Source organism: Streptomyces sp. NPDC036764, assembly GCF_055609385.1.
The window spans coordinates 1,816,195-1,841,920 of the sequence record NZ_JBVJPT010000001.1; the positions used below are offsets into that span (position 1 = coordinate 1,816,195).

Consider the following 25,726-nt stretch of genomic DNA (forward strand, 5'->3'; position numbering starts at 1 on the left):
ATGAGTGCAGCGTAATGGGCCCGGGCGGCCGGGGGGAGACCCCGTCACCCGCCGGTGAGCCGGGCTTCCGCCTCGCGCCAGCGCGCCGCGTCCCCGCGCGGCTCGTAGCGGGTCAACGGCTGGGTACGGGTGAGCAGGCGCCGCCCGTCACCGAGGTCGCCGACGAGGCCGTGGGCCCGCGCCTGGACGAGGACGTTCCCGAGCGCGGCGGCCTCTGCCGGACCGGCCACCACCGGCAGCCCGCAGGCGTCGGCCGTGAGCTGGCACAGCAGGGCGTTGCGCGTGCCGCCGCCGACGACGTGCACGACGTCGACGGGGTGGTCGGCGAGCCGCTGCGCCTCGGCGATCGCCCGGCGGTGGGCGAGGGCCAGCGAGTCGAGGATGCACCGGGTGACCTCGGCGGGCGAGACGGGCACCGGCTGTCCCGAGGTCCGGCACGCCTCGGCGATCCGCTCCGGCATCCGCCCCGGCGCCAGGAACGCCGCGTCCCCCGCGTCCACCACCGACCGCAGCGCCGGGACCCTGCCGGCCTCCAGCAGCAACGCCTCCAGCTCCGGCTCGCCCCAGGCCCGTACGCACTCCTGGAGCAGCCACAGCCCCATGATGTTCCGCAGATACCGGACCGTGCCGTCCAGCCCCAGCTCGTTGGTGAAGTTGGCGGCCCGGCTCTCCTCGGTGAGCACGGGCGCGTCCAGCTCCAGCCCGGCCAGCGACCAGGTGCCGGTGCAGATGTACGCGAAACGCTCGCCGTCGGCCGGCACGGCGGCCACGGCGGAGGCGGTGTCGTGCGACCCGACCACCGTCACCGGCAGCGGCCCGGTGAGCCCGGTCTCCTCCAGCACCTCCTCACGCAACAGGCCCGCCGGGTCGCCGGGTCGCCTGAGCGGCGCGAACAGGCCCAGGTCGATGCCCAGTTGGGAGGCGATGCCGTACGACCAGTCGCGCGTGCGGGGATCGACGAGCTGGGTGGTGGAGGCGTTGGTGAGCTCGGTGCCCTGCTCGCCGGTGAGCCAGTAGGACAGCAGGTCGGGGATGAGCAGGAGCCGCTCGGCGTACGCCAGTTGGGCGGAGTTACGCGCCGCCGTGAGCTGGTACAGCGTGTTGAACGGCGCGTACTGCAACCCGGTCGCGGCATACAGGTCCGCCGCTGGAACTCTCGCCCACACCTTCTCGGCGACGCCCTGAGTCCGGGAGTCCCGGTAGTGCACGGGATTGCCCAGCAGCGCCCCGTCGGCGTCCAGCAACCCGTAGTCCACGGCCCAGCCGTCGATGCCGACGGAAGCGACCTGCCCGGCCGCCCGCAACCCGTCCAGCACCCCCGCGTACAGAGCGAGGACATCCCAGCGCAGCCCCTCGGGCGTCCGCACGGGCCGGTTCGGGAACCGGTGCGCCTCGGTCAGCTCCAGGCTGTCGGGGCCGACGCGGCCGACCATGACACGCCCGCTGGAGGCGCCGAGGTCGACCGCGGCGTACGACCTCACAGGGGCGCTCATCGCAGGAACGCGGCCGCGACGCCGGCGTCGACCGGGATGTGCAGCCCGGTGGTGTGCGTCAGGTCCCCGCCGGTGAGGGCGAAGACGGCGTTCGCGACATGCTCGGGCAGCACCTCGCGCTTGAGGATGGTGCGCTGGGCGTAGAACTCACCCAGCTTCGCCTCCTCGACCCCGTACACGGCGGCACGCTGCGCACCCCACCCGCCGGCGAAGATGCCCGACCCGCGCACGACACCGTCGGGGTTGATGCCGTTGACGCGGATGCCGTGCTCGCCGAGCTCGGCCGCCAGCAGACGTACCTGATGAGCCTGGTCCGCCTTGGTGGCGCCGTACGCGATGTTGTTGGGACCGGCGAAGACGCCGTTCTTGGAGGCGATGTAGACGATGTCGCCGCCCAGCCCCTGCGCGATCATCACGCGTGCCGCTTCCCGTGACACGAGGAAGGAGCCGCGGGCCATGATGTCGTGCTGGAGGTCCCAGTCCTTGGCCGAGGTCTCAAGGAGCGGCTTGGAGATGGAGATCCCGGCGTTGTTGACGACGAGATCGACGCCGCCGAAGGCGAGCACGGCCGCCTTGAAGGCATCGGCGATCTGCTCCTCGGACGTGACGTCGACCGTCACCGCGACGGCCTTGTCGGACCCGCCGAGCTCCTCGGCCACCGCGTGGGCGTTGTCGCCGTCGAGGTCCGCCACGACCACACACGCGCCCTCGGCGACCAGCCGCCGTGCGATGGCCTTCCCGATCCCGCTGCCCGCGCCGGTCACCAGCGCGACCCGCGTGGCCAGCGGCTTGGGCCTCGGCATCCGCTGAAGCTTGGCCTCTTCGAGGGCCCAGTACTCGATCCGGAACTTCTCGGACTCCTCGATGGGCGCATACCCGGAGACGGCCTCGGCGCCCCGCATCACATTGATGGCGTTGACATAGAACTCACCTGCCACCCGGGCGGTCTGCTTGTCCTTGCCGAAGCTGAACATGCCGACACCCGGGACGAGGACGATCGCCGGGTCGGCGCCGCGCATCGCGGGGGAGTCGGGCAGGGCGTGCCGCCGGTAGTAGGCGGCGTACTCCTCGCGGTACTCGGCGTGCAGTTCCTTGAGCCGCGCGACGGCCTCGTCCAGCGGTGCGGTCGGCGGCAGATCCAGTACCAACGGCCGCACCTTGGTCCGCAGGAAGTGGTCCGGGCAGGAGGTCCCGAGCGCGGCGAGCCGCGGGTGCTCGGCCCGGGCGAGGAACTCAAGGACGGCCTCGGAGTCGTTGAAGTGCCCGACCTGGGCCCGGTCCTGGGAGGCGACGGCGCGCACGTACGGCGCGAGGGCGGCGGCACGCTCACGGCGCTGAGCAGCCTCAAGCGCGCCGTACCCCTCGATGACGGCCCCGAAGGGCTCGTCCTTGCCGCGCTCCGTCAGGAACTTCTCGGCGGTCCGGATGATGTGCAGTGAGTTGCGCTCGCACTCCTCGGAGGTGTCGCCCCAGGCGGTGATCCCGTGCCCGCCGAGCACACACCCGATGGCCTGCGGGTTTGCGGCCTTCACGGCGGCGATGTCCAGCCCGAGCTGGAACCCGGGCCGCCGCCACGGCACCCACACCACAGTGTCCCCGAAGCACTCGGCGGTCAGCTTCTCCCCGTCTGCCGCGCAGGCCAGCGCGATCCCCGAGTCCGGGTGCAGATGATCGACGTGCGCCGCCTCCACGAGCCCGTGCATGGCGGTGTCGATGGAGGGAGCGGCCCCGCCCTTGCCGTGCAGGCAGTAGTCGAACGCGGCGACCATCTCGTCCTCACGCTCGACGCCGGGATACACCTCGACGAGCGCCCGCATCCGATCCAGCCGCAACACGGCCAGCCCGCCCTCGGTGAGCGTGCCGAGATCACCCCCGGACCCCTTCACCCACATCAGCTCGACGTCACCCCCGGTGACGGGGTCGGTGGCCGTGCCCTTGGCGGACGCGTTCCCGCCGGCGTAGTTGGTGTTACGGGGATCGGATCCGAGCCGCTGGGACCGGGCGAGGAGGGCGGCGGCTTCGGGGTGGGGAGCCATGTGTTCTCAGTCCTTAGAAGAGGAGTTGTGTGACAGGCGCCTTGCGAGGCGCGGGAGGATCAGGCGCGAAGCGCCGATCCTCAGGGGCGCGGGGCTGTATCGATTTGCGGCTTCGCCGCGTGGGCGCGACCAGCCACATCCGGCCCGCAGCCCGCAGACGACAGAACTCGGCAGACGCTCACGCCCCCCAACCGGCCTGCTGCCCACCCACCCGCTCGGCGACGATCTTCTCGGCCCACCCGGACCCCCGATACGCAGCGATCGGATCCGCGTCCAACCCCATCTCGCCCCGCACCTCACGCAGCAACGGCCGCACATCCGTGTTGTATGCGTCCATCAGCACGGCATTCGCATCCAGCACGTCCCCCGCAGCCTGCGCAGCACGCAGCGCCGCCCCATCGACCAGCAACGCCTTCGCCGTGGCCTCCTGCACATTCATCACCGACCGGATGATCGCCGGGATCTTCGCCTCGATGTTGTGGCACTGGTCGAGCATGAACGCCACATCCGCGGTGAACCCACCCCCACGCACGACCTCGTACATGATCCGGAACAACTGGAACGGATCGGCCGCCCCCACCATGAGGTCGTCGTCCGCATAGAACCGCGAGTTGAAGTCGAACCCGCCGAGCTTCCCCTCCCGCAGCAGCGTCGCGACGATGAACTCGATGTTGGTGCCGGGCGCGTGATGCCCGGTGTCGACCACGACCTGCGCCTTCGGCCCGAGCTTCAGGCAGTGCGCGTACGCCGTCCCCCAGTCCGGCACGTCCGTCGTGTAGAAGGCCGGCTCGAAGAACTTGTACTCCAGCAGCATCCGCTGCCCGTCCCCGAGCCGCTCGTACACCTCGGCCAGCCCCTCGGCCAGCCGGTCCTGACGACCCCGGATGTCGTCCTGTCCGGGGTAGTTCGTGCCGTCCGCGAACCACAGCTTCAGGTCCCGTGAGCCCGTCGCGTCCATGATGTCGACGCACTCCAGCAGGTGATCGACGGCCTTGCGCCGCACCACCGCGTCCGGGTGACAGATGCTGCCCAGCTTGTAGTCGTCGTCCTGGAAGGTGTTGGAGTTGATCGCGCCCAGCCGCACCCCGCGGTCCAGCGCGTGCTTGGCCAGCGCCGCGTAGTCGTCGACCTTGTCCCAGGGGATGTGCAGCGCGACGGTCGGCGCGACGCCGGTGAACTCGTGCACCTTCGCGGCGTCGTCCAGCTTCTCCCGCGGTGTCCGGGGCACGCCCTGCTGCGCGAACACCTTGAACCGCGTCCCCGAGTTCCCGTACGCCCACGACGGCGTTTCGACGGCCTGGGTCTTGAGTGCGGCCTTCACCGCGGCGAGCTCGGTCACTTCAGGGCTCCTGTGACGTCGGGACGGAAGCGTCGGAGGCGGATAGCTGAAACGCTTCACTGTGAAACGATTCAAGACGGGAACGTATGGGCCCCCCGAAGGGGTGTCAAGCCCCGTGTCCAAGGCTGTTTCCTGTGACTCGGGCGCGACCTACGTTCATCGAAACTTTTTCGACACGGACCCATTGACGGGACATGCGCTCCGTGCCTAACGTCCCGGCAACCAAGTTGAAACCTTTCACGACGCCGGGAGGCCCGTCCCGCCGGCGTCGTCGAGGAGCCCCCATGACCCACCCGTCCACCACGGGTCCGGCCCCGGTTCTGGCGCTCAGGGACATCTCCAAGTCCTTCGGCGCGGTCCGCGCCCTGCGGGACGTCTCCCTGGAGCTGGTCCCCGGGGAGGTGCACGCCCTCGCCGGGGAGAACGGCGCGGGCAAGTCGACCCTCATCAAGACGCTCGCCGGCGTGCACCGGCCCGACGCCGGCCAGGTGCTGCTCGACGGCGCGCCCGTCGTCTTCCACGGCCCCGGCGACGCCCGCGACGCCGGCATCGCCGTGATCTACCAGGAGCCGACCCTCTTCCCGGACCTGTCGATCGCCGAGAACATCTTCATGGGCCGCAGGCCGCGGCGCGCGCTCGGCCGCATCGACCACAAGGCCACGCACACCGCGACCCTGGCCCTGATGCGGCGCCTCGGCGTCGAACTCGACCCCGACCGTCCCGCGCGCGGCCTGTCCATCGCCGACCAGCAGATCGTCGAGATCGCCAAGGCGCTCTCCTTCGACGCCCGCGTCCTGATCATGGACGAGCCGACCGCCGCCCTCACCGGCAGCGAGGTCGCCCGCCTCTTCGGAGTCGTGCGCACCCTGCGCGAACAGGGCGCCGCCGTCCTGTTCATCTCCCACCGGCTGGAGGAGATCTTCCAGATCTGTCAGCGGGTCACGACCCTGCGGGACGGCGCCTGGATCGCCACCGAACCGGTGGACGGCATGACCGAGGACGACCTCGTACGCCGGATGGTCGGCCGTGACCTCGACGAGCTGTATCCCAAGCAGGACGTCAGGCCCGGTGAAGTCGCCCTCAGCGTGCGCCGGCTGACCCGGGAGGGCGTCTTCACCGACGTCTCCTTCGACGTGCGGCGCGGTGAGATCGTCGGCCTCGCCGGGCTCGTCGGCGCGGGCCGTACGGAGGTCGCGCGGGCCGTGTTCGGCATCGACCGCTGGGACGCCGGCGAGGTGTCCGTCGGCGGCAAGGCGCTCACCAACGGCGCCCCCTCCACCGCCATGGCCTCCGGACTCGCCCTCGTCCCCGAGGACCGGCGCGCCCAGGGCCTGGTGATGGACATGTCCATCGAGCGCAACATCGGCCTCACCGGACTGCGTACGACCGTCAGGGCCGGCCTGATGGACCGCGGCGCCGAACGCAGCCGCTCCCTCGACTGGGCCGTCAAACTCCAGGTCAAGTACGCGCGGATCGCCGACACGGTCAACACCCTGTCCGGCGGCAACCAGCAGAAGGTCGTCCTCGCCAAGTGGCTGGCCACCGGCCCCAAGGTGCTGATCGTCGACGAACCCACCCGGGGCATCGACGTCGGCACGAAGGCCGAAGTGCACCGGCTGCTCAGCGAGTTGGCCGCCGACGGGGTGGCCGTCCTGATGATCTCCTCCGACCTGCCCGAGATCCTCGGCATGGCCGACCGCGTGCTTGTGATGCACGAGGGCCGCCTGACCGCCGAGATCCCGCGCTCCGAAGCGACCGAGGAAACCGTGATGGCCGCAGCCACCGGGAGGGCCGCCGCATGACGGTCACCACTTCCAAAGAGGCTCCCGTGACCGAGGTGGCCAGGTCCAGCGGCACCCGCCTGGTCGACCGCGTGTTCAAGATGCGCGAACTCGCCATCCTGGTCGTCTTCGTGGTGATGATCGTCGTCACCCAGCTCGGCAACAGCGAGTTCCTCACCGAGCAGGGCATCAAGGACCTGCTGCTGAACGCGACGATCCTGGTCCTGGTCGCCACGGGCCAGTCTCTGGTGGTGATCACGAGGAACGTCGACCTGTCGGTCGGCTCCACGCTCGGCATCAGCGCCTTCGCCGCCGGTACGTTCCTCCAGGGCGGCGGGAACCCGGTCCTGGCGGTGCTCCTGGCGGTCCTGACGGGCATCGGCTTCGGTCTGCTGAACGGCCTGCTCGTCAGCCTCGGCCAGGTCCCCGCACTCGTCGTCACCCTCGGCACGCTGTACATCATCCGCGGCATCGACTCCATCTGGGTCGGCTCCCGCCAGATCACCGCGGCCGATCTCCCGGACGGCTTCGTCGACTTCGGCTCCGGCGGCATCTGGGCCGTGCCGTGGCTGGCAATGATCGCCCTCCTCGTACTGGTGGCCACGGCGTACTACCTCAAGCACTACGGCAGCGGCCGCGAGTTGTACGCCCTCGGCTCCAACCCGGAGGCCGCCCGCCTCGCCGGCATCCCGGTGCGCAGGCGGATCCTCGCCGCGCACACCTTCTGCGGAGGGCTCGCCGGACTGGCCGGAGCCCTGTACCTGGCCCGGTTCGGCAACGTCGACTCCGGCACCGGAAACGGCTACGAACTCACCGTCGTCAGCGCGGTCGTGGTCGGCGGCGTCGTCTTCACCGGCGGCTCCGGCAGCGTCTACGGCGCCGCCCTCGGCGCACTGCTGCTGACGTCCATCAACAGCGTGCTGCCCGCCCTCGGCGTCAGCTCCGTCTGGGTGCTCGCCATCAACGGCATCCTGCTCATCCTCGCCATCGCCGTCGACCGGATCGTCGCGCTGCGCGTGGCCACCGCCCTGAAGAAGAGGAACGCCCGCCATGGCTGACTTCTCGCTCGCGCGCGCCGTTCGCTGGGACACGGTGGTCGGCGCCCTTCTGATCGTCGTGCTTCTGCTGTCCTTCGGGACGGTCGATGGATTCGGGAACGCGCTCAACCTGTCGTTCCTGATCGGAAACACCCTTCCGATCGCGTTGATCGCCCTGCCCATGACGCTCCTGGTCGTCTCGGGAGAGATCGATCTTTCGGTCGCTTCGACCGCCGGCCTCTCGGGCGCGGTGATGGGCGCACTGTGGAACCAGGGCATGACGATCGAGACGATCATTCCGATCTGTCTGCTGCTCGGTGTGGTGTGCGGGCTCGTCAACGGCCTGCTGGTGACCAGGCTGGGGCTGCCCTCCCTGGCCGTCACCATCGGCACCCTCGCCGCTTACCGGGGCATCGCACAGATCGTGCTCGGCTCGGACGCGGTGACCGACTTTCCGACCCAGTACCTGGACTTCGCGGCCGGACGCATCGGCGACACCTTCATCCCGTACGCCTTCCTGCCGTTCCTCGTCCTGCTCGCGATCGCCGTGGTGGTCCTGCACGCCACCCCGTTCGGGCGGTCGATCTTCGCGACCGGCGCGAGCGAGGAGGCCGCGCGGTTCGCCGGGATCCGCGTCAAGCGGCAGAAGCTGATCCTGTTCACGGTGACGGGGCTGATGGCCTCGCTCACCGGGATCTTCTGGGCGCTGCACTACGCCAGCGCTCGCTATGACAACGCCACCGGTCTGGAACTGTCGGTCGTGGCCGCGGTGTTGCTCGGTGGCATCGACTTCGACGGAGGCAAGGGCACGTTGGGCGGAGCCATCGCCGGGGTGTTCCTGCTCGGTGCGCTGCAGAACGTCATGAGCCTCCAGGACGTTTCCGCGCAGTCGCAGATCGTCGTCACCGGTGTGTTGCTCGTTCTTTCCGTCCTCGGGCCGCGGGTTGCGCGGCAAATCGCCGTCGTACGTGCTCAATCGTCCGGCTGAAGGCAGTACGTGGCTGGTCGCGCAGTTCCCCGCGCCCCTGGAGGACAAGGGGCGCTTCACCTCACCTCCGTAAGAAGGAAGCCCTGTCATGCGTAAGACGTCCCTCCGCCGGTCCTGCGCGGCCCTTGCCGCCGTCACCTCCCTCGCTCTCGCCCTCACCGCCTGCGGCGGTACCACCAAGGAGGACGTCAAGGACGAAGGGGCCTCCGCGGCCACCGCCGGCAAGGCCGACCCGAACGCCGAGCTGAAGAAGGGCCTGACCGTCGGCTTCCTGCCCAAGCAGGTCAACAACCCCTACTTCACCTCCGCAGACAAGGGCGGCGAGGCGGCCCTGAAGGAACTGGGTTCCAGCTACAAGGAGGTCGGGCCGAGCAGCGCCACCGACACCGCCGGGCAGGTCAGCTACGTCAACACGCTCACCCAGCAGCAGGTCGACGCGATGGCCGTGTCCGCGCAGGACCCGGGCGCCCTGTGCACCGCGCTCAAGCAGGCCATGAAGAACGGCATCAAGGTCGTCACCTACGACTCCGACACCACCGCCGGATGCCGCAACGCCTTCGTCTCGCAGGCCTCCGCCGAGGACCTCGGCCGTACCGAGGTGCAGCTTCTCGCCGAGCAGGTCGGCTACAAGGGCGAGATCGCGATCCTGTCCGCCGCGCAGACCGCGACGAACCAGAACACCTGGATCGACTTCATGAAGGACGAGCTCAAGGACCCCAAGTACAAGGACATGAAGCTCGTCAAGATCGCCTACGGCAACGACGACGCGCAGGCGTCCTTCCAGCAGACCCAGGGTCTGCTCCAGGAGTACCCGAACCTGAAGGGGATCATCTCCCCGACCACCGTCGGCATCAAGGCCGCCGCCCAGTACCTGTCGGGCTCCAAGTACAAGGGCAAGGTCAAGCTGACCGGCCTCGGCACCCCCAACGACATGCGCAAGTACGTCAAGAACGGCACCGTCGAGGCGTTCGAGCTGTGGGACCCGGCGAAGCTCGGCGAGCTCGCCGCACGCACCGCCGTCGCCCTGGTCTCCGGGCAGATCACCGGCAAGGAGGGCGAGACCTTCAAGGCCGGCGAGACCACGTACACCATCGGCAAGGACGGCGTGATCAGCCTCGGCAAGCCGACCGTCTTCGACGCCAAGAACATCGACCAGTTCAACTTCTGACATCCGGAGGGTTGTTGATGCAGCGCGTGTGCTTCCTGCTGAAGGTCAGGGCGGACCGCCTCGACGAGTACCGCCGGCGGCACGCGGCCGTGTGGCCGGAGATGCTCGAAGCGCTCTCGGCGACCGGCTGGCGGAACTACTCGCTCTTCCTGCGTGACGACGGCCTGCTCGTCGGCTACCTGGAGACCGAGGACTTCGCGGCCGCCGTGGCCGGCATGGAAGCCACCGACGTCAACGCCCGCTGGCAGGCGGACATGGCGCCGTTCTTCGAGTCCCTGGACGGCGCCCGGCCCGACGAGGCCATGAAACCGCTCACGGAAGTGTTCCACCTCGCCTGACCGCCCCCTCAGGAGCCGCATCGATGAAAAGACGTACGCTGCTGGGCGCCGCCCTCGCCGGAGCCGTCGTGACCCCCGCCCTCGCCTCCGGCACCGCCCGGGCCGCCGATCCCGGCCCGTCCCTCACCCTGACCGGCACCACCACCCTCGACACCCAGGCCATCTACTTCGTGTCGTACGACGGCCTGGTCAACAACAACGCCTTCCAGAAGAACGGCCTGCTGACCTACAAGGGTTACCAGTACGCGGCCTGGTACACCGCCGACCGGAGTGCCGTCGTCGGCCGCCGCGCGCTCGGCTCCAGCACCTGGTCCACGGTGAAGGCCGGCCACACCCTGCGGTACGACGACTCCCACAACGTCATCTCCATGGGGGTCTCGAAGGCCGACGGCCGTCTCCACCTCAACATGGACTCGCACAGCGACGGCTTCACCTATGTCAAGTCGGTCGCGGGCCTGATGGACGACCCGGCCGGCCTGAGCTGGACCGCGAGCCGCTTCGGCGCGCCCCAGTCCACCCTCGACGGGCTGGCTCTCACCTCGCAGTTCACCTACCCGCAGTTCGTCTCCACCCCCGAGGGCAAGCTCCAGCTCAGCTACCGCGTAGCCGTCTCCGGCAACGGCCGCAACGCCCTCGCCGAGTACGACGGTTCGGCCTGGACCAGCCTGGGGGAGTGGAGCAGCTCCACCGGCACCTACACCAGCGAGCACGGCTCCTCGGCCGCCCGCAACATGTACCTGCACGGCATCGACTACGACCGGAACGGCCGCCTGCACTCCTTCTTCACCTGGCGCGAGCAGAACGGCGCCGTAATGTGCAACGGCGGCGGCATCACCAACCACGACACCGGCTACGTCTACTCCGACGACCGCGGTCGCACCTGGCGCAACAACGCCGGCACCGTCGTCGGCACCACCGGCGGCTCCGACAAGGTCGCCGTCACCGACGGCGGCCTGGTGATCGACGCGCTGAACCCGGACCACTCCCTGATGAACCAGGAAAGCCAGTTCACCGACTCCGCCGGCCTGCCGCACGCGATCATCAGCTACGTCCCGGGCCGGTTCGGGCAGTGCACCACGAACTACGTCGCCGACCGCACCGCGAACGGCCGCGCCTTCCACGTCCGCAAGAACTCCTCCGGCACCTGGCAGAAGACCGAGATCCCGGTCCCGCTGAACTCCAGCCAGCGCACCAAACTGATCCTGGACAAGTACGACAACGCGTACGCGATCTTCCCCTTCTGCCGGATCGCCGGAGCCTCCAAGGCCTCCGGGTACACGGACTGGGCGATCCTGTACGACGGCGTCGGCGCCGGGCTGAACGCCTTCGGCGAGGTCGTCATCGACGAGACCCGCGTCGGGCAGGACAACTTCCTGTCGATCATGTACCAGGAGAAGTCCAGCGGTACGACGCCCTCGGCGCTGCGTAACCTCAACTTCCGCCTGCCTGCCTGATCGCAGCCGTTGTGGGCGGCTTGACGGTAATGTTCCTTCCCGCCGTCCCCACGCTGTACCGAGTCTTTCTGGAGGTCCCTGCCCGATGGCCCAGTCGGTGGGTATCAAGGACGTCGCCCGCGCCGCCGGAGTCTCCGTCGGCACGGTCTCGAACGTCATCAACCGTCCGGACACGGTCGCGACCGAGACCCGGGCGCGGGTGCAGTCCGCGATAGACCGGCTGGGCTACGTCCGCAGCGAGTCCGCGCGCCAGTTGCGTGCCGGCCGCAGCCGGATCATGGGCCTGCTCGTCCTCGACATGGGCAACCCCTTCTTCGTCGACGTGGCGCGCGGCGCCGAGCGGACCGCCCGCGACGCGGGGCTCGGCGTGATGGTCTGCAACAGCGCGCAGAGCGCCGGCGAGGAGGCCGACTACCTGTCGCTCTTCGCCGAGCAGCGGGTGCGGGGCGTGCTGCTCACCCCGGCCGACGCCACCGGCCGCAACATCGAGACGTTCCGCCGGCACAACATCCCCTTCGTCCTCGTCGACCGGGTCGCCGAGGGCACCACCGAGTGCTCGGTATCCGTCGACGACGTCGCGGGCGGCGCCCTCGCCGTACGCCACCTCGTCGACGCCGGGCACCGCTCCATCGCGTACGTCAGCGGCCCGCCCGGCCTCAACCAGGTCCGCGACCGCCGCACCGGCGCCCTGAACGCGCTGCGGGAGGCCGGCCTCGGCCCCGAGAACCTGCGCGAGCTGCCCACCGAGCGGCTCGACGTCGCCGCGGGCCGGGACGCCGGCGCCCGCCTGCTCGGCCTCGCCGAGCGCCCCACCGCCGTCTTCTGCGCCAACGACCTGCTGGCCCTCGGCGTGCTCCAGGCCATGTACGCCGCGGGCGTCGGCGTCCCCGACGACCTGGCCATCGTCGGCTACGACGACATCGAGTTCGCCGCCGCCGCGGCCGTCCCGCTGACCTCCGTACGGCAGCCCGCGGTCACCATGGGCACCCTCGCGGCGGAGATGCTGCTGGAGGAGACGGAGGCCGAGACCGGGGTGCGGAAGCACGAGCACCGGCGTGTCGTCCTCCAGCCGGAGCTGGTGGTCCGGCGGTCCAGTCTCTCGGCCCGCTGATCGGCCGTTCAGTACGATTTCATGATCCCGGGGGTCGGTCGGCGCAGGAACATGTGCTGAACTGGGACGCGGCCCGAAAACCCTCCGTCCCGGGAGCCCTGTTGACCGTCAGCTACCGCCAGCCCGGCGTCGTCCTCACCGACCGCCGCTTCACCGTGCCCCTCGACCACGAGGACCCCACCGGGGAGACGATCGAGCTCTACGCCCGTGAGGTCGTCGCCGGCGACAAGGCGCACCAGGAACAGCCGTGGCTGGTCTACCTCCAGGGCGGCCCCGGCTTCGGAGCCAACCGATTCGTCGGCAAGGGGGCCTGGCTCGGCCGGGCGCTGAAGGAGTTCCGCGTCCTGCTGCTGGACCAGCGCGGCACCGGCCACTCCACACCCGCCAACCGCCAGACCCTCCCGCTGCGCGGCGGCCCCGCCGAACAGGCCGACTACCTCACGCACTTCCGCGCCGACTCGATCGTCCGCGACTGCGAACTGATCCGCCGGGAGGTGACCGGCGGTGCCCCCTGGACCGTCCTCGGCCAGAGCTTCGGCGGCTTCTGCACGGTCAACTACCTGTCCGCCGCCCCCGAGGGCCTGACCGCCGCAGTGATCACCGGCGGCCTCCCCTCCCTCGACGCGCACGCCGACGACGTCTACCGTGCGGCCTACCCGCGCATCGAACGCAAGGTCGCCGCGCACTACGCCCGCTACCCGCAGGACGTCGAGCGCGCCCGCCGGATCGCCGACCACCTCCTCGCCCACGACGTGGTCCTGCCGAACGGCTACCGCCTCACCGCCGAGGCCTTCCAGTCCCTCGGCATCCTGCTCGGCGGCAGCGAGGGCAGCCACCGCCTGCACTACCTGCTGGAGCACGCCTTCGTCCGCACCCCGCAGGGCGCGGCCCTCTCGGACGCTTTCCAGGAAGAGGCGCAGAACCTGCTGTCGTACGCGGGACACCCGCTGTACGCCCTCGTCCACGAGGCGATCTACGGCCAGGACGAGCGCTCCACCGCCTGGTCCGCCGAGCGGGTGCGCGCCGAGTTCCCGCAGTTCGACGCCGCCAAGACGCTCGCCGGGGACGGCCCGCTGCTGTTCACCGGCGAGTCGATCCACCCCTGGATGTTCGACTGCGACCCGGCGCTGCGCCCGCTGCGCGAGACCGCCGACCTCCTCGCCGCCCGCACCGACTGGACGCCCCTGTACGACTCCGCGCGCCTGGCCGCCAACGAGGTGCCGGTCGCGGCGGCCGTCTACCACGACGACATGTACGTCGACACCGCCCACTCCCTGGCCACCGCCCGGGCCGTGCGCGGCCTGCGGACCTGGGTCACCGACGAGTTCGAGCACGACGGCGTCAGGGCCGGCGGCCCCCGTGTCCTGGACCGGCTGCTCGCGCTCACCCGTGACGAAGCGTGATGTCGGTGTGACGCGTTAGGGTGCGGGCATGACCGAGCCGACGATCACTCAGCTCCAAGCCATGCCCGACGACTGGCAGCGCGCGCTCGCCGTCGTCGCGCACCCGGACGACCTCGAGTACGGCTGCTCGGCGGCGATCGCCGCCTGGACCGACGCCGGCCGCGAGGTCGCCTATGTCCTGGCGACCCGCGGCGAGGCCGGCATCGACACCCTGGAACCCGAGAAGTGCGCCCCGCTGCGGGAGCGCGAGCAGCGGGCCAGCGCGGCGGTCGTCGGCGTGACGGCGGTGGACTTCCTCGACCACAAGGACGGCGTGATCGAGTACGGCACCGCCCTGCGCCGCGACATCGCCGCCGCGATCCGCCGGCACCGGCCCGAGCTGGTGATCACGCTCAACCACCGGGACACCTGGGGCGGCGTCGCCTGGAACACCCCGGACCATGTGGCCGTGGGACGTGCCACGCTGGACGCTGCGGGCGACGCGGGCAACCGCTGGATCTTCCCGGAGCTGATCGAGCAGGGCCTTCAGCCGTGGAACGGCGTCCGCTGGGTCGCGGTGGCGGGCTCCAGCACCCCCACCCACGCGGTCGACGCGACGCCTGGCCTGGAGCGGGCGGTGCACTCGCTGCTCGAACACCGTACCTACATCGAGGTGTTGACCGACGAGGACCCCGAGACCTACGTCCGCGGCTTCCTCACCGAGAACGCCCGGTCGACGGGGGAGCGGTTCGGCGGGAAGCCGGCCGTGGCGTTCGAGCTGTTCAGCCGGTAGTCCCGGCCGGCGACGCGGAAGACGGGGGCACGGTGAACGACATGAACGGCACACACGACACGGAACTTCTGGCGGTCCGCTTCGAGGAGCACCGCAGCCATCTCAAGGCGGTCGCCTACCGCATGCTCGGCTCGCTCGCCGAGGCGGAGGACGCCGTCCAGGAGGCCTGGCTGAAGCTGAGCCGCACGGACGCGGACGCCATCGACAACCTCGGCGGCTGGCTGACCACAGTGGTCGGCCGGGTCTGCCTGGACATGCTCCGCTCCCGTTCGCGACGCCACGAGGAGCCCCTGGACGACACCTTCGTACCGGACCCGGTGATCCGCCCCCTGGCGCAGATCGATCCGGAACAGGAGGTGCTCCAGGCCGACTCGGTGGGCCTGGCCCTGCTCGTGGTGCTGGAAACGCTGGAGCCCGCCGAGCGGATCGCGTTCGTGCTGCACGACATGTTCGCGGTGCCGTTCGACGACATCGCGTCGATCGTGGAGCGCTCCTCGGCCGCCACCCGGCAGCTCGCAAGCCGTGCCCGGCGGCGTGTGAAGGGCGCCACGCCGTCGAGCGAGCCCGACCTCGGCCGGCAGCGGCAGGTCCTGGACGCCTTCATGGCCGCCGCCCGCGCCGGCGATTTCGAGGCGCTGCTCGCGGTCCTCGACCCCGAGGTGGTGCTGCGCGCCGACTCCGGGCCGCTGGTGCGTGGCGTGGCGGCGTCCAAGCTGGTGCGCGGTGCGAAGCCGGTGGCCGAACAGGCGCTGCTGTTCGCGCAGTTGGCACAGTACGCGCAGTTCGTACTGGTCAACGGCGAGGTCGGCGTCCTGCACGCGCCCGAGGGGCGGCCGCAGTCGGTCATGGGCGTCACCATCGCCGGCGGCCGGATCACGCACATGTACATCCTGGCCGACCCCGAGCGGCTGGGCGGCCTCGCTCTGCCGGACCTCGGCGGCTGAGTCGGGCCGCCACGACCGGCGTGCCGACCCCGCGGCGCGGGCCGACCACCCGCCCGGCGGGGAGGAGGCCACCGGTGCCCTCCGAGCTCCGGTGCCGAGCCGGACATTAGGGTGGTGACATGCAAGATCACCCCGGCGACCTCGTCGACCTGCACGGAGACTGCGCGAACTGCTTCGGGCTGTGCTGTGTCGCGCTGCCCTTCACCGCCTCGGCGGACTTCGCGCTCGACAAGGACGCCGGTACGCCCTGCCGGAACCTCCAGGACGACCACCGCTGCGGCATCCACGCCCGGCTCCGGCAGAGCGGTTTCACCGGCTGCACGGTCTATGACTGCTTCGGCGCCGGACAGAAGGTCTCGCAGGTCACCTTCGCCGGGCAGGACTGGCGCGGAGGCTCCCGCGAGCACGCCCGGCGGATGTTCGACGTCTTCCCGGTCGTCCGCCAGCTCCACGAGCTGCTCTGGTACCTGACCGAGGCGGTCACCCTGCCCGCCGCCCGGCCCGTCCACGCCGAGCTGCGAGAACTCCTGGACGCGACGGACGCCCTCACGCGCCTGACCCCGGAGGAACTCGCCTCGCTGGACGTGGCCGCCCACCGGCAGAAGGTCAACGTCCTGCTGCTCAGGACCAGCGAGCTGGCGCGCCAGGGTGTGCAGGGCCGTAAGAAGGAACGCCGGGGCGCGGACCTGATGGGTGCTCGCCTCAGGGGCGCGGACCTGCGGGGCGCGAACCTGCGCGGCGCCTACCTCATAGCCGCCGACCTGACCGGCGCCGATCTGCGCGGGGCGGACCTCATCGGCGCCGACCTGCGCGACACCGACCTCACGGACGCCGATCTGACCGGCGCCTTCTTCCTGACCCAGCCCCAGCTCAACGCGGCCCGGGGCAGCGCGGGCACCCGGCTGCCCGCCTCAGTCGGCCGACCCGTGCACTGGACAGCGAAGACCTGACGACGCGTCGTCCTCGGCCGGGGGCGACACCGCCGGGGCCGACACCGCCGGGCCGGCCACGGGCACGGCCGCCCGCCGCTCCAGGTTCAGCCGCAGCCCGTCCGGCATCAGCGTCAGCCGTTCCGCCACCCGCAGCCGATACGCCGGGTCGCTCCTGAACTCGTAGCGGCGCAACAGCAGGCCCAGCACCAATGTGGCCTCGTGCAGCGCGAACTGGCGCCCGATGCACGCCCGCGCACCCGTCCCGAACGGCTTGAAGGTGTGCGGCGCCCGCGTCCGTACCGCCTTAGGATCGAACCGGTCCGGGTCGAACCGCTCGGCGTCCGCGCCCCAGACCTCCGGATCGCGGTGCAGCATCGCCGTCAGCACCAGCGCCCAGGCGCCCCGCCGCATCGGATGGACCCCGCCGAGCACGGTGTCCTCGCGGGCTTCCCGGGCGAAGGCGGGCGCCGTCGGCCACAGCCGCAGTGCCTCGTCGAGCACCCGGCGCACATAGCGCAGCCGCGCCACCTGGTCGTAGCCGGGCGTCGCCGTCGTGCCCCAGACGCGGTCGACCTCGGCTCGGGCGCGGGCCGCGACATCGGGGTGGCGGGAGAGGTAGTGCAGGGCGAAGGAGAGCGCGCCGGAGGTGGTCTCGTGGCCGGCCACCAGGAAGGTGATCACCTGTCGGCGGACGTTCTGCGCGGAGAGCCGTTCGCCCGTCTCCGGGTGCGTGGTCCGGAGCATGCGGTCCAGCAGGTCACCGTCCCCGGGCCCGTCGGCGATGCGAGCGCGGACCAGGTCGTCGACCGTGTCGTTGAGGTGGGCGATGTCGGCTTCGTTGCGGCGCGCGGCCCGCCGCAGCAGGAACGGCCACGGCACGGTGTTGAGCCGCTGGGCGTAGCTGAGCGTGCCGACCATCGCGGTCACGAAGGGGTGCGGGCGGGCGCGTTCGAACGAGCCGAAGTCGTGCCCGAACCCGGTGCGGGCGATGGTCTCCAGGGTCAGCTTGGTCATGTCGCCGGGCACGTCCACCGCCCGGCCCGCCGCGAGCGCGCGGTCCCAGTGGTCCATGAGCCGGCCGGCCACGGCCAGCATCATCGGGTGGTAGCCGGCCATGGCCTCCCGGCTGAACCCGGGTGCCAGGACGTCGTGCGCCAACTGCCAGTTCGGCTCGTGGTTGTACGCCGTGAACAGGCCGTCCCCGGCGACGGGCCGCAGATTGGCGACGCCGAGCCCGACATGCTTGGCGAAGCGCGCCTCGTCCGCCATGTCCGCCGCGAGTTCCGCGCCCCACACGAAGACGAACTCCCGGTCGAACGCCCGGCGTCGGAAGATCGGCCCCAGCTCGCGGGCGAAGCGCAGGGAGTCCTGGAGCGGCGTACGCCTGCTCGCGCCCAGCACATCGCCGAGCAGCGGGAGCCGGTGCGGGGGATGGGGTATGCGGAACAGCTCGGGCCAGCCCCGCTCGGCGCTGCGGAATCCCTTCGGAAGTCCGGTCCCGGTCGTCGTATCCGCCATGACGCGATCTCCCTTGATCCGGCGACAGCTTGCGGCGCGGCGCTCGTTGTACGTGGGTTCAATAACGCGTTTCAGTCTGATCCCGCTATTGAATCCACGTCAAGTAAAGTGCGCGCATGGCCGCGAACCAGGGTGAGCGCACGCGACGCCGGCTCAGCACCGAGGAGCGTCGTGAGCAGTTGCTCGCGGTCGGGGCGCGGCTGTTCTCGGAGAGTCCGTACGACGAGGTGTGGATCGAGCAGGTCGCCGAGATAGCCGGAGTCTCTCGCGGGCTGCTCTACCACTACTTCCCGACCAAGCGGGACTTCTTCGCGGCCGTCGTCGAGCGCGAGAGCGAGCGCATGCTGCGGATGACGGCCGCCGTGCCCGGTGTTCCGGTGCGCGAACAGCTCGGCGCCGGACTCGACGCGTTCCTGGAGTACGTCGAGGCGCACGCCCATGGCTACCGCGCCTTCCATCGGGCCGACGCGGCCGGGGACCAGGCCGTGCGCAAGGTCTATCAACGGGCCCTGGCCGCACAGGAGAAGCAGATCCTCGCGGCGATGGCGGCGGACCCCGAGTTCGGTGAGGTCTACGCGCAGCGGGATGATGTCCCGCTCGCCGTGCGGGGCTGGCTGGCGTTCACCACCGCCGTCTGTCTGGAGTGGCTGCGAGGCGCGGACCTCTCCCGGGAGCAGGTGCGCGACCTGTGTGCCCGTGCCCTGCTGGGCGTCATCGCCTCCTGAGCGTCCCTCACCTCGGCAAAGACATCGCACAGGATCGGCGGTGCCGGTTGGCCTGCGGCTCGATCTTCGATAGGTTAGGCAAGGCTTACCTAAGGAGGTATGGGATGGGTGACAGCCAAACCTGGACGGCCGCGCCTTCCGTGGCGGAACGAGCCCGGTCGGTGCTGGCCGGCGCGTGGTCCTGCGGGGTGACCGCGGAGAGCTGCCGTGAGGAGCTCGTGGGCGCGCACACCGTGACCGACGACGGACGTGTCCTGCTGGAGGTGCCGCAGGACAGTGTGCTCGTCACGGCCGCGATCTGCGCGCCGCGCGGAGAGCCCTCCGCCGTCCTGGAGTTCGCCGACGTCGCCCCCGTGCCCGTCCGCAAGCGGATCCGCTCCCGGCTCTGGCTGTCCGGCTGGTTCACCCCCGAGGAGGGCAGACTCGCCTTCCGGGCGACGCGTGTGGTGCTGCGGCAGCCGTCCGGTGCGAAGGTCGTCGACCTGGAGGAGTTCGCCGCCGCCGCGCCCGATCCGCTGGCCATAGCCGAGGCCCGGCTGCTCACCCATCTCGCCGACTGCCATCCGGACGCCGTCGAGCGGCTGACCCGCCTCGTCGACTCCGACAGCCTGCACGGCGCCGTCCGTGTCCAGCCGCTCGCCGTCGACCGGCACGGACTCACCCTGCGCATCGAGCGTGCCCGCTCCCACGGCGACGTACGGCTGCCGTTCCACCGGCCCGCCGACGACGTCGCCCAGCTCACCGAGCGCATGCACATCCTGCTCTCCCAGGCCAGCGCCGCCTCCTGCCCGCGCGCCCTACAGCGGCAGCGCACAGACGGCGACGGGTGACGCGAACGGCTCGCCCGCGAGCCGCAGTTCACCGCTCGTCCCGTCGACGTGGAAGACGCTGACGGTGCCGGAGCGCTGGTTCGCCGCGAACAGCAGCGCGCCGTCCGGGGAGAGGGCGATCTGGCGCGGGAAGTCCCCGGACACCGGCACCGTGTCGAGCAGCGTGAGCCGGGCGCCCTTCGCCTCCACCGCGTAGCGCGCGAGGCTGTTGTGGCCCCGGTTGGCGAGATAGGCGAACCGGCCGTTCGGCGTCACCGCGATCTGCGCCGGATAGCTGGTGCCCGAGCCCGTGCCGGTCTCCTGCTCCGCGCCGATGGTCAGCCGGCCCGTGCCGGGGTCGTACCCGCAGACCGCGACGCTGTTGTCGACCTCGTTGGCCAGATAGGCGTAGCGGCCGCCCGGGTGGAAGGTGAGATGACGCGGGCCAGCGCCCGGCTTGGTCTGCGCCCGTGCGACCTCGCTGAGCGTGCCCGCCTTCTCGTCGAGGCGGTAGGTGTAGACGGTGTCCGTGCCCAGGTCGACGGCGAGCACATGGCGGCCGTCGGGGCTGGTGACGAACTGATGGGCGTGCGGGCCGTCCTGGCCGGGACCGGGCGCCGGACTCGAGTGCGTGACCAGGTCGGTGCGCTCGCCGAGCGCGCCCGAGGCGTCGATCGGATGCACGGCCACGCTGCCCGTGCCGTAGTTGGCGCTCAGCAGCCAGCGTCCGCCGGGATGCACCGACAGATGGCAGGGCGCCGCGCCGCCGGTGCTCCGACTGCCCAGAACCTCGCGGTCGGCGACACGGACGGCGGTCACGGCGCCGTCCTCGCGCTCGTTGACCGCGTACAGCGTCCGGCCGTTCGGGTGCAGTGCCAGATATGACGGGTCGGCGACGCCCTCGATCGTCCCGGTGGCGGTGATCGCGCCCGTGCCCGGGTCGTACGTGGCGAGGCCGATGCCTTGGCCGCCGCCCTCCATGGAGGTGTAGGTGCCCAGGTACAGCGGGCGCGGCCCGGACGGCCCGCGGCTCTCGGACTGGGCGCTCGGGCGGGCCTCGGGGCTGCTCGCCTCGGACGTCGCCGCGTCGGCCGTGTCAGCGGGGGCGGGCGCGTCGTCGCACGCCGTGGCCGCCGGGAGAGTCACTCCGGCGGCCGACCCCGCGAGGGTCCCGACGAACCGGCGCCTGCTCAGCCCACCACTGCCCATGTCCACACCTCAGGTCCTCGGTCGTCGTGGTCGCGACAGCAACCTTGGCGTGGATCACCCGCCCGGCGCAAGAACGGCAACAGGCGTTGCACTCTGTGCAATGGTGGCGAAGTGGTGGGCCTCCGTATGCAGCCGCCTACCAGTCGCCGTCCTCCACCGGCTTGCCCTGCGCGTCCTTCAGCGGCACCACCTGGCCCGGCGTCGGCGCCTGCCAGGGCTCGTGGTCGTCGCCGAGCCACTCACCGACCGGCTGCACCGCCCCCAGCGTGTCGGTCGGGGCGAGATCCCCGGCGTCCTCGTCGTAGTAGTCGAACCAGGGCAGCCCCGCGCGCGTGTACGCGGCCCGGTCGACCGGCGACGGCGGGGGAGCCTCACCGGTGATCCGGCGCCACTCCGGAGGCGTCACCAGATGGACGAACACCCGGCCGCCGGGCCGCTCGGCCCAGTCCGACAGCGGACGGTCGTCCTCGTAGACCTCCTGGCGCATCGAACCGCCGACGCCCAGCCCCATCGCCGCGGCGGCCCGGGGTGCCCCGCCCCCGGGGGCGCCGGCGGGTGCGGGGAGAGCACCCGGAGCGGGCGGCGCGGCCATGGGCATCGCGGCGCCGTAGCCGCCGAACTGCGGCATGGGCGGCACCTGTGCCCTGCGCCGCTGCTCCTCACGCCAGGCCGCCAGCTTCGGCTCCTTCAGCGCAAAGGACTGAAGCTGTACGCCGCCCCAGACCTCCTCGCCGGTGACCTGGCCCTCGACGGTCGCGCCGAGTCCCAGCGGCACCGCCACGAACTGGCGGACCGTGCCCTTGCCGGAGTTGATGCCGTCCAGCCAGGGCTGGCGCGGCAGCACGAGGTAGTTCTGCGGCTTGCGGGCGAGCCGGTCGCTCCACGGCTTCCCCGAGACCGCGCACACCTTGCCCACCCCGACCTGCAGGGCGGCCGGGTCCGTCGTCCCCCCGAAGCTCAGCCACATCGCCTCGCGCAGATACACCGGGAGCATCACCCCGCCGCGCGCCCGCCACGCCTCGGGAACGGTGTCCGGGAAGTCCGCCACCCGTCGGACCGGGAACTCGCCGAGCCCCGGCGGCAGCGGATGCGTGCCCGACTCCGGCAGCCGCAAGGTGCGGATGAACCGCACGGCCACGCCGCCCGGCAGCCACAGGGTGTTTCCGTCGATCCGTACCGTCGTGTCGGCCATCGGCCCGCTCCCTCGCTTCGGGCGCCGGCACGTCCCGGCGTTCCCCTAGCGAGAACGCCCGCCCATCCCGGTCCGGTTCCGCCAGAGCTGCTCCTGGACGCCCATCCGTTCGCGCAGCCGGGTCAGCCCCGGCATCCGCACGCGCTGCTCCTGCGACACGCGGTCCAGCTCCTCCAGCAGCCGATGCGAGCGGTGCTCGGTGTCGAGCTCGTCGATCATGCGGTTCACCTCGGTCAGGACGGCGCCGAGCAGTTGCCAGCGCTCCGTCTCGCGGGCGGCCTCCTCGCGCAGCAGCACGGCCAGCTTGTCGCGGGTGCCCGCCGCCGTGCGCAGCTCCGCGGACAGCCGGGACTCCGCCGCGTCGGCGTTGCTGCTGACATGCGTGGTGACCAGCACCGAGAAGCTGACCACCGCATCGGCGATCTCGGACAGGAGCTGGTCGATGACCGCGCCCGTCTCCTTGGCGAACAGCGGCTCGGGCTCGCGGTCCTTGGCGAGGTCGGTCATGGTGCGCGCGAGCACCCGCAGGACCACCGTGCAGATCTCCAGCGTGTCCAGCCCGGTGCGCAGCACCACGCGGTGCAGCAGGCTGTCGCGCACGCGGGGATTGAGTCGCAGGCTGTCCTCGGCCTGCCTGAGCGCCGCATCCACCTCGACGATGTCGTGGTCGAGCCGGCGCGCCTCGTGCAGCCGGGCCGCGGCCTGCTCGAAGGGCTGCCGGCCTGCGGCCTCCTCGCCGATGCGCAACATCAACTGCCGCAGCCGGCGGGCCAGATCCTCCAGCGACTCCCCGGCCTCGTCCACCCACACAGGCGGCGCGAGCAGCAGATTGAAGCCGAGCCCCACCACCGCGCCGATCAGGGTCTCCAGAATCCGCGCCCACGCCGTGTCCCCGACGGTCGTGACGCCGAGGACCAGCATGGCGCTGATCGCCACCTCGGGAACGTACTCGTTCACCCGCACGAGATGCCCGACGGCCAGCGAGGCCACGATCAGCAGGGCGAGGCTCCACCAGGTCAGGCCGACCAGGAGGCTGAAGGCGATGGCCACCAGGACGCCTGCCACCACGGAGTTCACCCGGCGGATGCCGTTGGTGAGCGTGGCGTAGAAGGTGACCTGGACGACCAGCAGCGCGGTCAGGGGGGCCGTCAGCGGTGCGGCCTCGGGGCTCAGGCGCAGCGCGATGACGTACGCGATCGTCGCCGCGGCCGCCGATCGCAGCGTCTGGACGACCACGGGGTCCCGGCCCAGCTTCGCCAGCCGCTCCCGGTACGGCGTGTCCTCACGTGCCACTCGCATCCTCGGGCTGTTCCCTTTCGCTGATGCATCCCACACACCGCTTGCGGAACGTAACGGTCCGCAAGGAACCCCAGATTGATCGCAGTGGCCGTGTCACGGCAAGGGGCTGCGCCGGTGATCGTCGACACCCGGCTGCGAGGCCGATCGGCCGACCGGGTCCGGGACTGGGGGAGAACCCCCGCCGCCACCCCGTGGTTGTCCCCATTCGCGGACGGTGGGCCGCCGGATGGTCCCCGCCCGCCCGGAGCGCAAGCCTTGGATCATGAGACGGCATCGGACCGGATTAGTACTGACCCTGTTCATCATCCTCGCCGCCATGACGACCGGCATCCCGGCCACGGCGGCGCCGACCCCCACCACGGTCGTCGGGGCGCTCGACCGTGCGGCCCATCCGCTGCGCACCGTCGAACCCGGCGGCGAAAGCCGTGATCTACGCCCGCTGGACCGGATGATCGGTGACGCCCGGGTCGTCGGCCTGGGTGAGGCCACCCACAGCTCGCACGACTTCTTCGCCCTCAAGGACCGCGTCCTGCGCCATCTGGTGAAGGAGAAGGGCTTTCGCACCTTCGCCCTGGAGACCTGCTGGAGCACCGGCCTGCGCCTCAACGACTACGTCCTGTACGGCAAGGGCGACCCCCGGCGCGTCATGCGCGAGGAGTTCCAGCGGGACTACCTGTGGTGGAACAACACCGACTATCTGCGACTCCTCGAGTGGATGCGCGCGTACAACGTCCGCCACCCCGACGACCCCGTCCGCTTCATCGGCGACGACATCGCCTGGACCGGACCCGAGTTGTACGACGCCGTCGAGGGCTTCGCGGCCGGCGCCCACCCCGAGCTCGCCGCCCAACTGGCCGAGCTCTACCGCGGGCTGCGGCCCACCGTGCAGACCGGGGCGTACATCGAGCGGTACCTGACCCTGCCGTACGCCGAACGCAAGGACCGCGCGGAGCGCACGGGTAAGGCGCTGCGGCTGCTGGAGCGGCAGACCCCGGGCGCCGGCGGCGAGGCGTACGACCGGGCCGTCCAGCATGCGAGGGTGATCGACCAGACCGCCCGGCAGTACGCCTTCGACTTCACCGACCCGGCCGGGATCGCCGCCGCCATGCGCTACCGCGACGGGGCGATGGCGGCCAACGTGGTGTGGTGGCACAGGCACACCGGCACCAAGGTGCTGCTGTCGGCGCACAACAACCACGTCGGCTATGTGCCGGAGGAGCCCGAGCAGAACCCGAAGGTGCAGGGCGCGTTCCTGCGCGAGAGCCTCGGTGCGGGCTATGTCAGCGTCGGCCTCACCTTCGGCCGCGGCTCGTTCAACGCCACCGGCCCGGACGACGAGGTCATCCGCCGCTGGACGCTGGGACCCGCGGGCCCGGGCGGCAACGAGCGGACCCTCGACCGGGTGCGGTACCGCGACTACGTGCTCGACCTGCGGTCCGTCGGGGCGCCGGCCCATGACTGGCTGCGGCAGGCGCGGCCGACGCGCAGCATCGGCACGGCCTACCCGGACGGCCCGCACGACATCGCGCTCGCCCGCAGTCACGACGTCCTGATCCATCTGCACCGGGTGGAGGCGGCGCGCCTGCGGGACCGGTAGGCCCGGTGCCCGGTGCCGTCAGGCGTACAGCGTGTCGAGGAAGGAGGACAGGTTGCCCCTCGTCCGGGCGATCTGCTCCTCCACCGTCAGGCTCTCCTCGAAGCGGCTCCCGAGCCCCGGGGTCTTCCTGCCGCGGACGTAGAGGGAACACGCGAGGTCGGTGCACATGTACAGGCCGACCGAGTTGCCCTCGCGGCCGGCCGTGCCCGTCTTGCGGGCCGTCATCAGCGAGACCCCGCCGCCCGGATGGGTCGTCAGACACAGGGAGCACATGCTGCGGTGCAGGAACCCGCGCCGGGAGGACGGGAATCGGAAGGTGACACCCACGAGGTGCCCTTCCCGCTCGGTCACCAGATAGCTGCGATCGGGTGCCCCCGGATCGCGCCAGCCCAGAAAGTCGAGGTCGTCCCAGGGGCGTTCGTCGAGATCGCGGGGGAGGGACACGCGCTTGGCCTCCCCTTTCGAGCAGTTGATAAATGAGTTGCGGATTTCCTGCTCGGCGAGTGCCCTCATGGGGAGCCTCCTGGGGTCGGTCCAGCGAAACCTAGGGGTCCTAGGTTACGAGCTAGATTAGGCAGGCT

The 25,726-nt window shown here is 71.0% G+C and carries 22 protein-coding genes; 14 read left to right on the top strand and 8 right to left on the bottom strand.

Annotated elements, in window-relative coordinates; all coding sequences use genetic code 11:
• Positions 1 to 44: 44 nt before the first annotated feature.
• From ACZ69Q_RS07190 to rhaI, 3 genes are all read right to left on the bottom strand, one after another.
• Positions 45 to 1,493, bottom strand: coding sequence for a rhamnulokinase (locus ACZ69Q_RS07190; RefSeq protein WP_471037666.1), 1,449 nt, complete (start codon positions 1,491 to 1,493; stop codon positions 45 to 47).
• Positions 1,490 to 3,529, bottom strand: a complete 2,040-nt coding sequence (locus ACZ69Q_RS07195) for a bifunctional aldolase/short-chain dehydrogenase (protein WP_471037670.1) — start codon at positions 3,527 to 3,529, stop codon at positions 1,490 to 1,492. Before ACZ69Q_RS07195 ends, ACZ69Q_RS07190 begins: the two co-directional genes overlap by 4 nt.
• 178 nt (positions 3,530 to 3,707) lie before the next feature.
• Positions 3,708 to 4,868: an L-rhamnose isomerase gene (gene rhaI / locus ACZ69Q_RS07200; RefSeq protein WP_471037674.1), complete on the bottom strand. Its 1,161-nt coding sequence runs from the start codon at positions 4,866 to 4,868 to the stop codon at positions 3,708 to 3,710.
• Between the two features lie 284 nt (positions 4,869 to 5,152).
• On the opposite strand from rhaI, the gene ACZ69Q_RS07205 reads away from it, so the two are divergent.
• The 11 genes from ACZ69Q_RS07205 (at position 5,153) to ACZ69Q_RS07255 (ending at position 16,814) form a co-directional block, all read left to right on the top strand.
• A complete protein-coding gene (locus ACZ69Q_RS07205) occupies positions 5,153 to 6,670 on the top strand; it encodes a sugar ABC transporter ATP-binding protein (RefSeq protein WP_471037676.1) in 1,518 nt (505 codons plus the stop codon).
• Positions 6,667 to 7,707 carry an ABC transporter permease gene (locus tag ACZ69Q_RS07210; RefSeq protein ID WP_471037679.1) on the top strand — a complete coding sequence of 347 codons (1,041 nt, stop codon included), beginning with the start codon at positions 6,667 to 6,669 and terminating at the stop codon, positions 7,705 to 7,707. The genes ACZ69Q_RS07205 and ACZ69Q_RS07210 overlap by 4 nt, the downstream gene beginning before the upstream one ends.
• Positions 7,700 to 8,674 carry an ABC transporter permease gene (locus tag ACZ69Q_RS07215; protein ID WP_471037681.1) on the top strand — a complete coding sequence of 325 codons (975 nt, stop codon included), beginning with the start codon at positions 7,700 to 7,702 and terminating at the stop codon, positions 8,672 to 8,674. Before ACZ69Q_RS07210 ends, ACZ69Q_RS07215 begins: the two co-directional genes overlap by 8 nt.
• Positions 8,675 to 8,762: 88 nt before the next feature.
• On the top strand, positions 8,763 to 9,842 hold the full coding sequence (gene rhaS, locus ACZ69Q_RS07220; protein WP_471037684.1) for a rhamnose ABC transporter substrate-binding protein: 1,080 nt from the start codon (positions 8,763 to 8,765) through the stop codon (positions 9,840 to 9,842).
• 17 nt (positions 9,843 to 9,859) lie between these two features.
• Complete coding sequence (locus tag ACZ69Q_RS07225) at positions 9,860 to 10,180, top strand: L-rhamnose mutarotase (RefSeq protein ID WP_471037687.1); 321 nt, start codon at positions 9,860 to 9,862, stop codon at positions 10,178 to 10,180.
• Between the two features lie 23 nt (positions 10,181 to 10,203).
• Positions 10,204 to 11,634, top strand: coding sequence for a BNR repeat-containing protein (locus ACZ69Q_RS07230; protein WP_471037690.1), 1,431 nt, complete (start codon positions 10,204 to 10,206; stop codon positions 11,632 to 11,634).
• Between the two features lie 85 nt (positions 11,635 to 11,719).
• Entirely contained in the window at positions 11,720 to 12,745 is a 1,026-nt protein-coding gene (locus ACZ69Q_RS07235) for a LacI family DNA-binding transcriptional regulator (protein ID WP_471037693.1), read from the top strand.
• Positions 12,746 to 12,846: 101 nt separating this feature from the next.
• On the top strand, positions 12,847 to 14,148 hold the full coding sequence (locus ACZ69Q_RS07240) for an alpha/beta fold hydrolase (RefSeq protein WP_471037695.1): 1,302 nt from the start codon (positions 12,847 to 12,849) through the stop codon (positions 14,146 to 14,148).
• Between the two features lie 28 nt (positions 14,149 to 14,176).
• Entirely contained in the window at positions 14,177 to 14,920 is a 744-nt protein-coding gene (locus ACZ69Q_RS07245) for a PIG-L deacetylase family protein (protein WP_471037698.1), read from the top strand.
• A 41-nt stretch (positions 14,921 to 14,961) separates the two neighbouring features.
• Positions 14,962 to 15,864, top strand: a complete 903-nt coding sequence (gene sigJ, locus ACZ69Q_RS07250) for an RNA polymerase sigma factor SigJ (RefSeq protein ID WP_471037702.1) — start codon at positions 14,962 to 14,964, stop codon at positions 15,862 to 15,864.
• 119 nt (positions 15,865 to 15,983) lie between these two features.
• Entirely contained in the window at positions 15,984 to 16,814 is an 831-nt protein-coding gene (locus ACZ69Q_RS07255) for a pentapeptide repeat-containing protein (RefSeq protein ID WP_471037707.1), read from the top strand.
• Here the strand turns inward: ACZ69Q_RS07255 and ACZ69Q_RS07260 are convergent.
• Positions 16,776 to 18,314 (bottom strand): cytochrome P450, encoded by a 1,539-nt coding sequence (locus ACZ69Q_RS07260; RefSeq protein WP_471037709.1) that lies wholly within the window; start codon positions 18,312 to 18,314, stop codon positions 16,776 to 16,778. The two genes, ACZ69Q_RS07255 and ACZ69Q_RS07260, sit on opposite strands and share 39 nt — an antisense overlap.
• Positions 18,315 to 18,430: 116 nt before the next feature.
• Here ACZ69Q_RS07260 and ACZ69Q_RS07265 point away from each other — a divergent pair, with 116 nt between their 5' ends.
• The gene (locus tag ACZ69Q_RS07265; protein ID WP_471037712.1) at positions 18,431 to 19,039 is read left to right on the top strand and encodes a TetR/AcrR family transcriptional regulator; all 609 of its coding nucleotides are present in this window, start codon (positions 18,431 to 18,433) and stop codon (positions 19,037 to 19,039) included.
• A gap of 104 nt (positions 19,040 to 19,143) precedes the next feature.
• Entirely contained in the window at positions 19,144 to 19,869 is a 726-nt protein-coding gene (locus tag ACZ69Q_RS07270) for a DUF2470 domain-containing protein (RefSeq protein ID WP_471037714.1), read from the top strand.
• On the opposite strand, the gene ACZ69Q_RS07275 is transcribed toward ACZ69Q_RS07270, so the two are convergent.
• The 3 genes from ACZ69Q_RS07275 to ACZ69Q_RS07285 form a co-directional block, all read right to left on the bottom strand.
• Entirely contained in the window at positions 19,837 to 21,057 is a 1,221-nt protein-coding gene (locus tag ACZ69Q_RS07275; RefSeq protein WP_471037716.1) for a lactonase family protein, read from the bottom strand. The genes ACZ69Q_RS07270 and ACZ69Q_RS07275 overlap by 33 nt on opposite strands.
• A gap of 136 nt (positions 21,058 to 21,193) precedes the next feature.
• A complete protein-coding gene (locus ACZ69Q_RS07280; protein WP_471037719.1) occupies positions 21,194 to 22,249 on the bottom strand; it encodes a hypothetical protein in 1,056 nt (351 codons plus the stop codon).
• Positions 22,250 to 22,294: 45 nt separating this feature from the next.
• Positions 22,295 to 23,548 carry an FUSC family protein gene (locus ACZ69Q_RS07285; protein WP_471037722.1) on the bottom strand — a complete coding sequence of 418 codons (1,254 nt, stop codon included), beginning with the start codon at positions 23,546 to 23,548 and terminating at the stop codon, positions 22,295 to 22,297.
• Between the two features lie 262 nt (positions 23,549 to 23,810).
• On the opposite strand from ACZ69Q_RS07285, the gene ACZ69Q_RS07290 reads away from it, so the two are divergent.
• Positions 23,811 to 25,145 (top strand): erythromycin esterase family protein, encoded by a 1,335-nt coding sequence (locus ACZ69Q_RS07290; protein WP_471037725.1) that lies wholly within the window; start codon positions 23,811 to 23,813, stop codon positions 25,143 to 25,145.
• A gap of 18 nt (positions 25,146 to 25,163) precedes the next feature.
• On the opposite strand, the gene ACZ69Q_RS07295 is transcribed toward ACZ69Q_RS07290, so the two are convergent.
• Positions 25,164 to 25,658, bottom strand: coding sequence for an FBP domain-containing protein (locus ACZ69Q_RS07295; RefSeq protein WP_471037727.1), 495 nt, complete (start codon positions 25,656 to 25,658; stop codon positions 25,164 to 25,166).
• Positions 25,659 to 25,726 lie beyond the last annotated feature (68 nt).

What these genes read in the sequence shown, in the direction of transcription:
- ACZ69Q_RS07275 (WP_471037716.1), bottom strand. Translation starts at nt 21,057, where the DNA reads ATGGGCAGTGGTGGGCTGAGCAGGCGCCGGTTCGTCGGGACCCTCGCG.
- ACZ69Q_RS07205 (WP_471037676.1), top strand. Translation starts at nt 5,153, where the DNA reads ATGACCCACCCGTCCACCACGGGTCCGGCCCCGGTTCTGGCGCTCAGG.
- ACZ69Q_RS07225 (WP_471037687.1), top strand. Translation starts at nt 9,860, where the DNA reads ATGCAGCGCGTGTGCTTCCTGCTGAAGGTCAGGGCGGACCGCCTCGAC.
- ACZ69Q_RS07190 (WP_471037666.1), bottom strand. Translation starts at nt 1,493, where the DNA reads ATGAGCGCCCCTGTGAGGTCGTACGCCGCGGTCGACCTCGGCGCCTCC.
- ACZ69Q_RS07260 (WP_471037709.1), bottom strand. Translation starts at nt 18,314, where the DNA reads ATGGCGGATACGACGACCGGGACCGGACTTCCGAAGGGATTCCGCAGC.
- rhaS (WP_471037684.1), top strand. Translation starts at nt 8,763, where the DNA reads ATGCGTAAGACGTCCCTCCGCCGGTCCTGCGCGGCCCTTGCCGCCGTC.
- ACZ69Q_RS07290 (WP_471037725.1), top strand. Translation starts at nt 23,811, where the DNA reads ATGAGACGGCATCGGACCGGATTAGTACTGACCCTGTTCATCATCCTC.
- ACZ69Q_RS07265 (WP_471037712.1), top strand. Translation starts at nt 18,431, where the DNA reads ATGGCCGCGAACCAGGGTGAGCGCACGCGACGCCGGCTCAGCACCGAG.
- ACZ69Q_RS07245 (WP_471037698.1), top strand. Translation starts at nt 14,177, where the DNA reads ATGACCGAGCCGACGATCACTCAGCTCCAAGCCATGCCCGACGACTGG.
- ACZ69Q_RS07285 (WP_471037722.1), bottom strand. Translation starts at nt 23,548, where the DNA reads ATGCGAGTGGCACGTGAGGACACGCCGTACCGGGAGCGGCTGGCGAAG.
- ACZ69Q_RS07210 (WP_471037679.1), top strand. Translation starts at nt 6,667, where the DNA reads ATGACGGTCACCACTTCCAAAGAGGCTCCCGTGACCGAGGTGGCCAGG.
- ACZ69Q_RS07270 (WP_471037714.1), top strand. Translation starts at nt 19,144, where the DNA reads ATGGGTGACAGCCAAACCTGGACGGCCGCGCCTTCCGTGGCGGAACGA.
- ACZ69Q_RS07235 (WP_471037693.1), top strand. Translation starts at nt 11,720, where the DNA reads ATGGCCCAGTCGGTGGGTATCAAGGACGTCGCCCGCGCCGCCGGAGTC.
- ACZ69Q_RS07230 (WP_471037690.1), top strand. Translation starts at nt 10,204, where the DNA reads ATGAAAAGACGTACGCTGCTGGGCGCCGCCCTCGCCGGAGCCGTCGTG.
- ACZ69Q_RS07295 (WP_471037727.1), bottom strand. Translation starts at nt 25,658, where the DNA reads ATGAGGGCACTCGCCGAGCAGGAAATCCGCAACTCATTTATCAACTGC.
- ACZ69Q_RS07195 (WP_471037670.1), bottom strand. Translation starts at nt 3,529, where the DNA reads ATGGCTCCCCACCCCGAAGCCGCCGCCCTCCTCGCCCGGTCCCAGCGG.
- ACZ69Q_RS07255 (WP_471037707.1), top strand. Translation starts at nt 15,984, where the DNA reads ATGCAAGATCACCCCGGCGACCTCGTCGACCTGCACGGAGACTGCGCG.
- sigJ (WP_471037702.1), top strand. Translation starts at nt 14,962, where the DNA reads ATGAACGGCACACACGACACGGAACTTCTGGCGGTCCGCTTCGAGGAG.
- ACZ69Q_RS07280 (WP_471037719.1), bottom strand. Translation starts at nt 22,249, where the DNA reads ATGGCCGACACGACGGTACGGATCGACGGAAACACCCTGTGGCTGCCG.
- ACZ69Q_RS07215 (WP_471037681.1), top strand. Translation starts at nt 7,700, where the DNA reads ATGGCTGACTTCTCGCTCGCGCGCGCCGTTCGCTGGGACACGGTGGTC.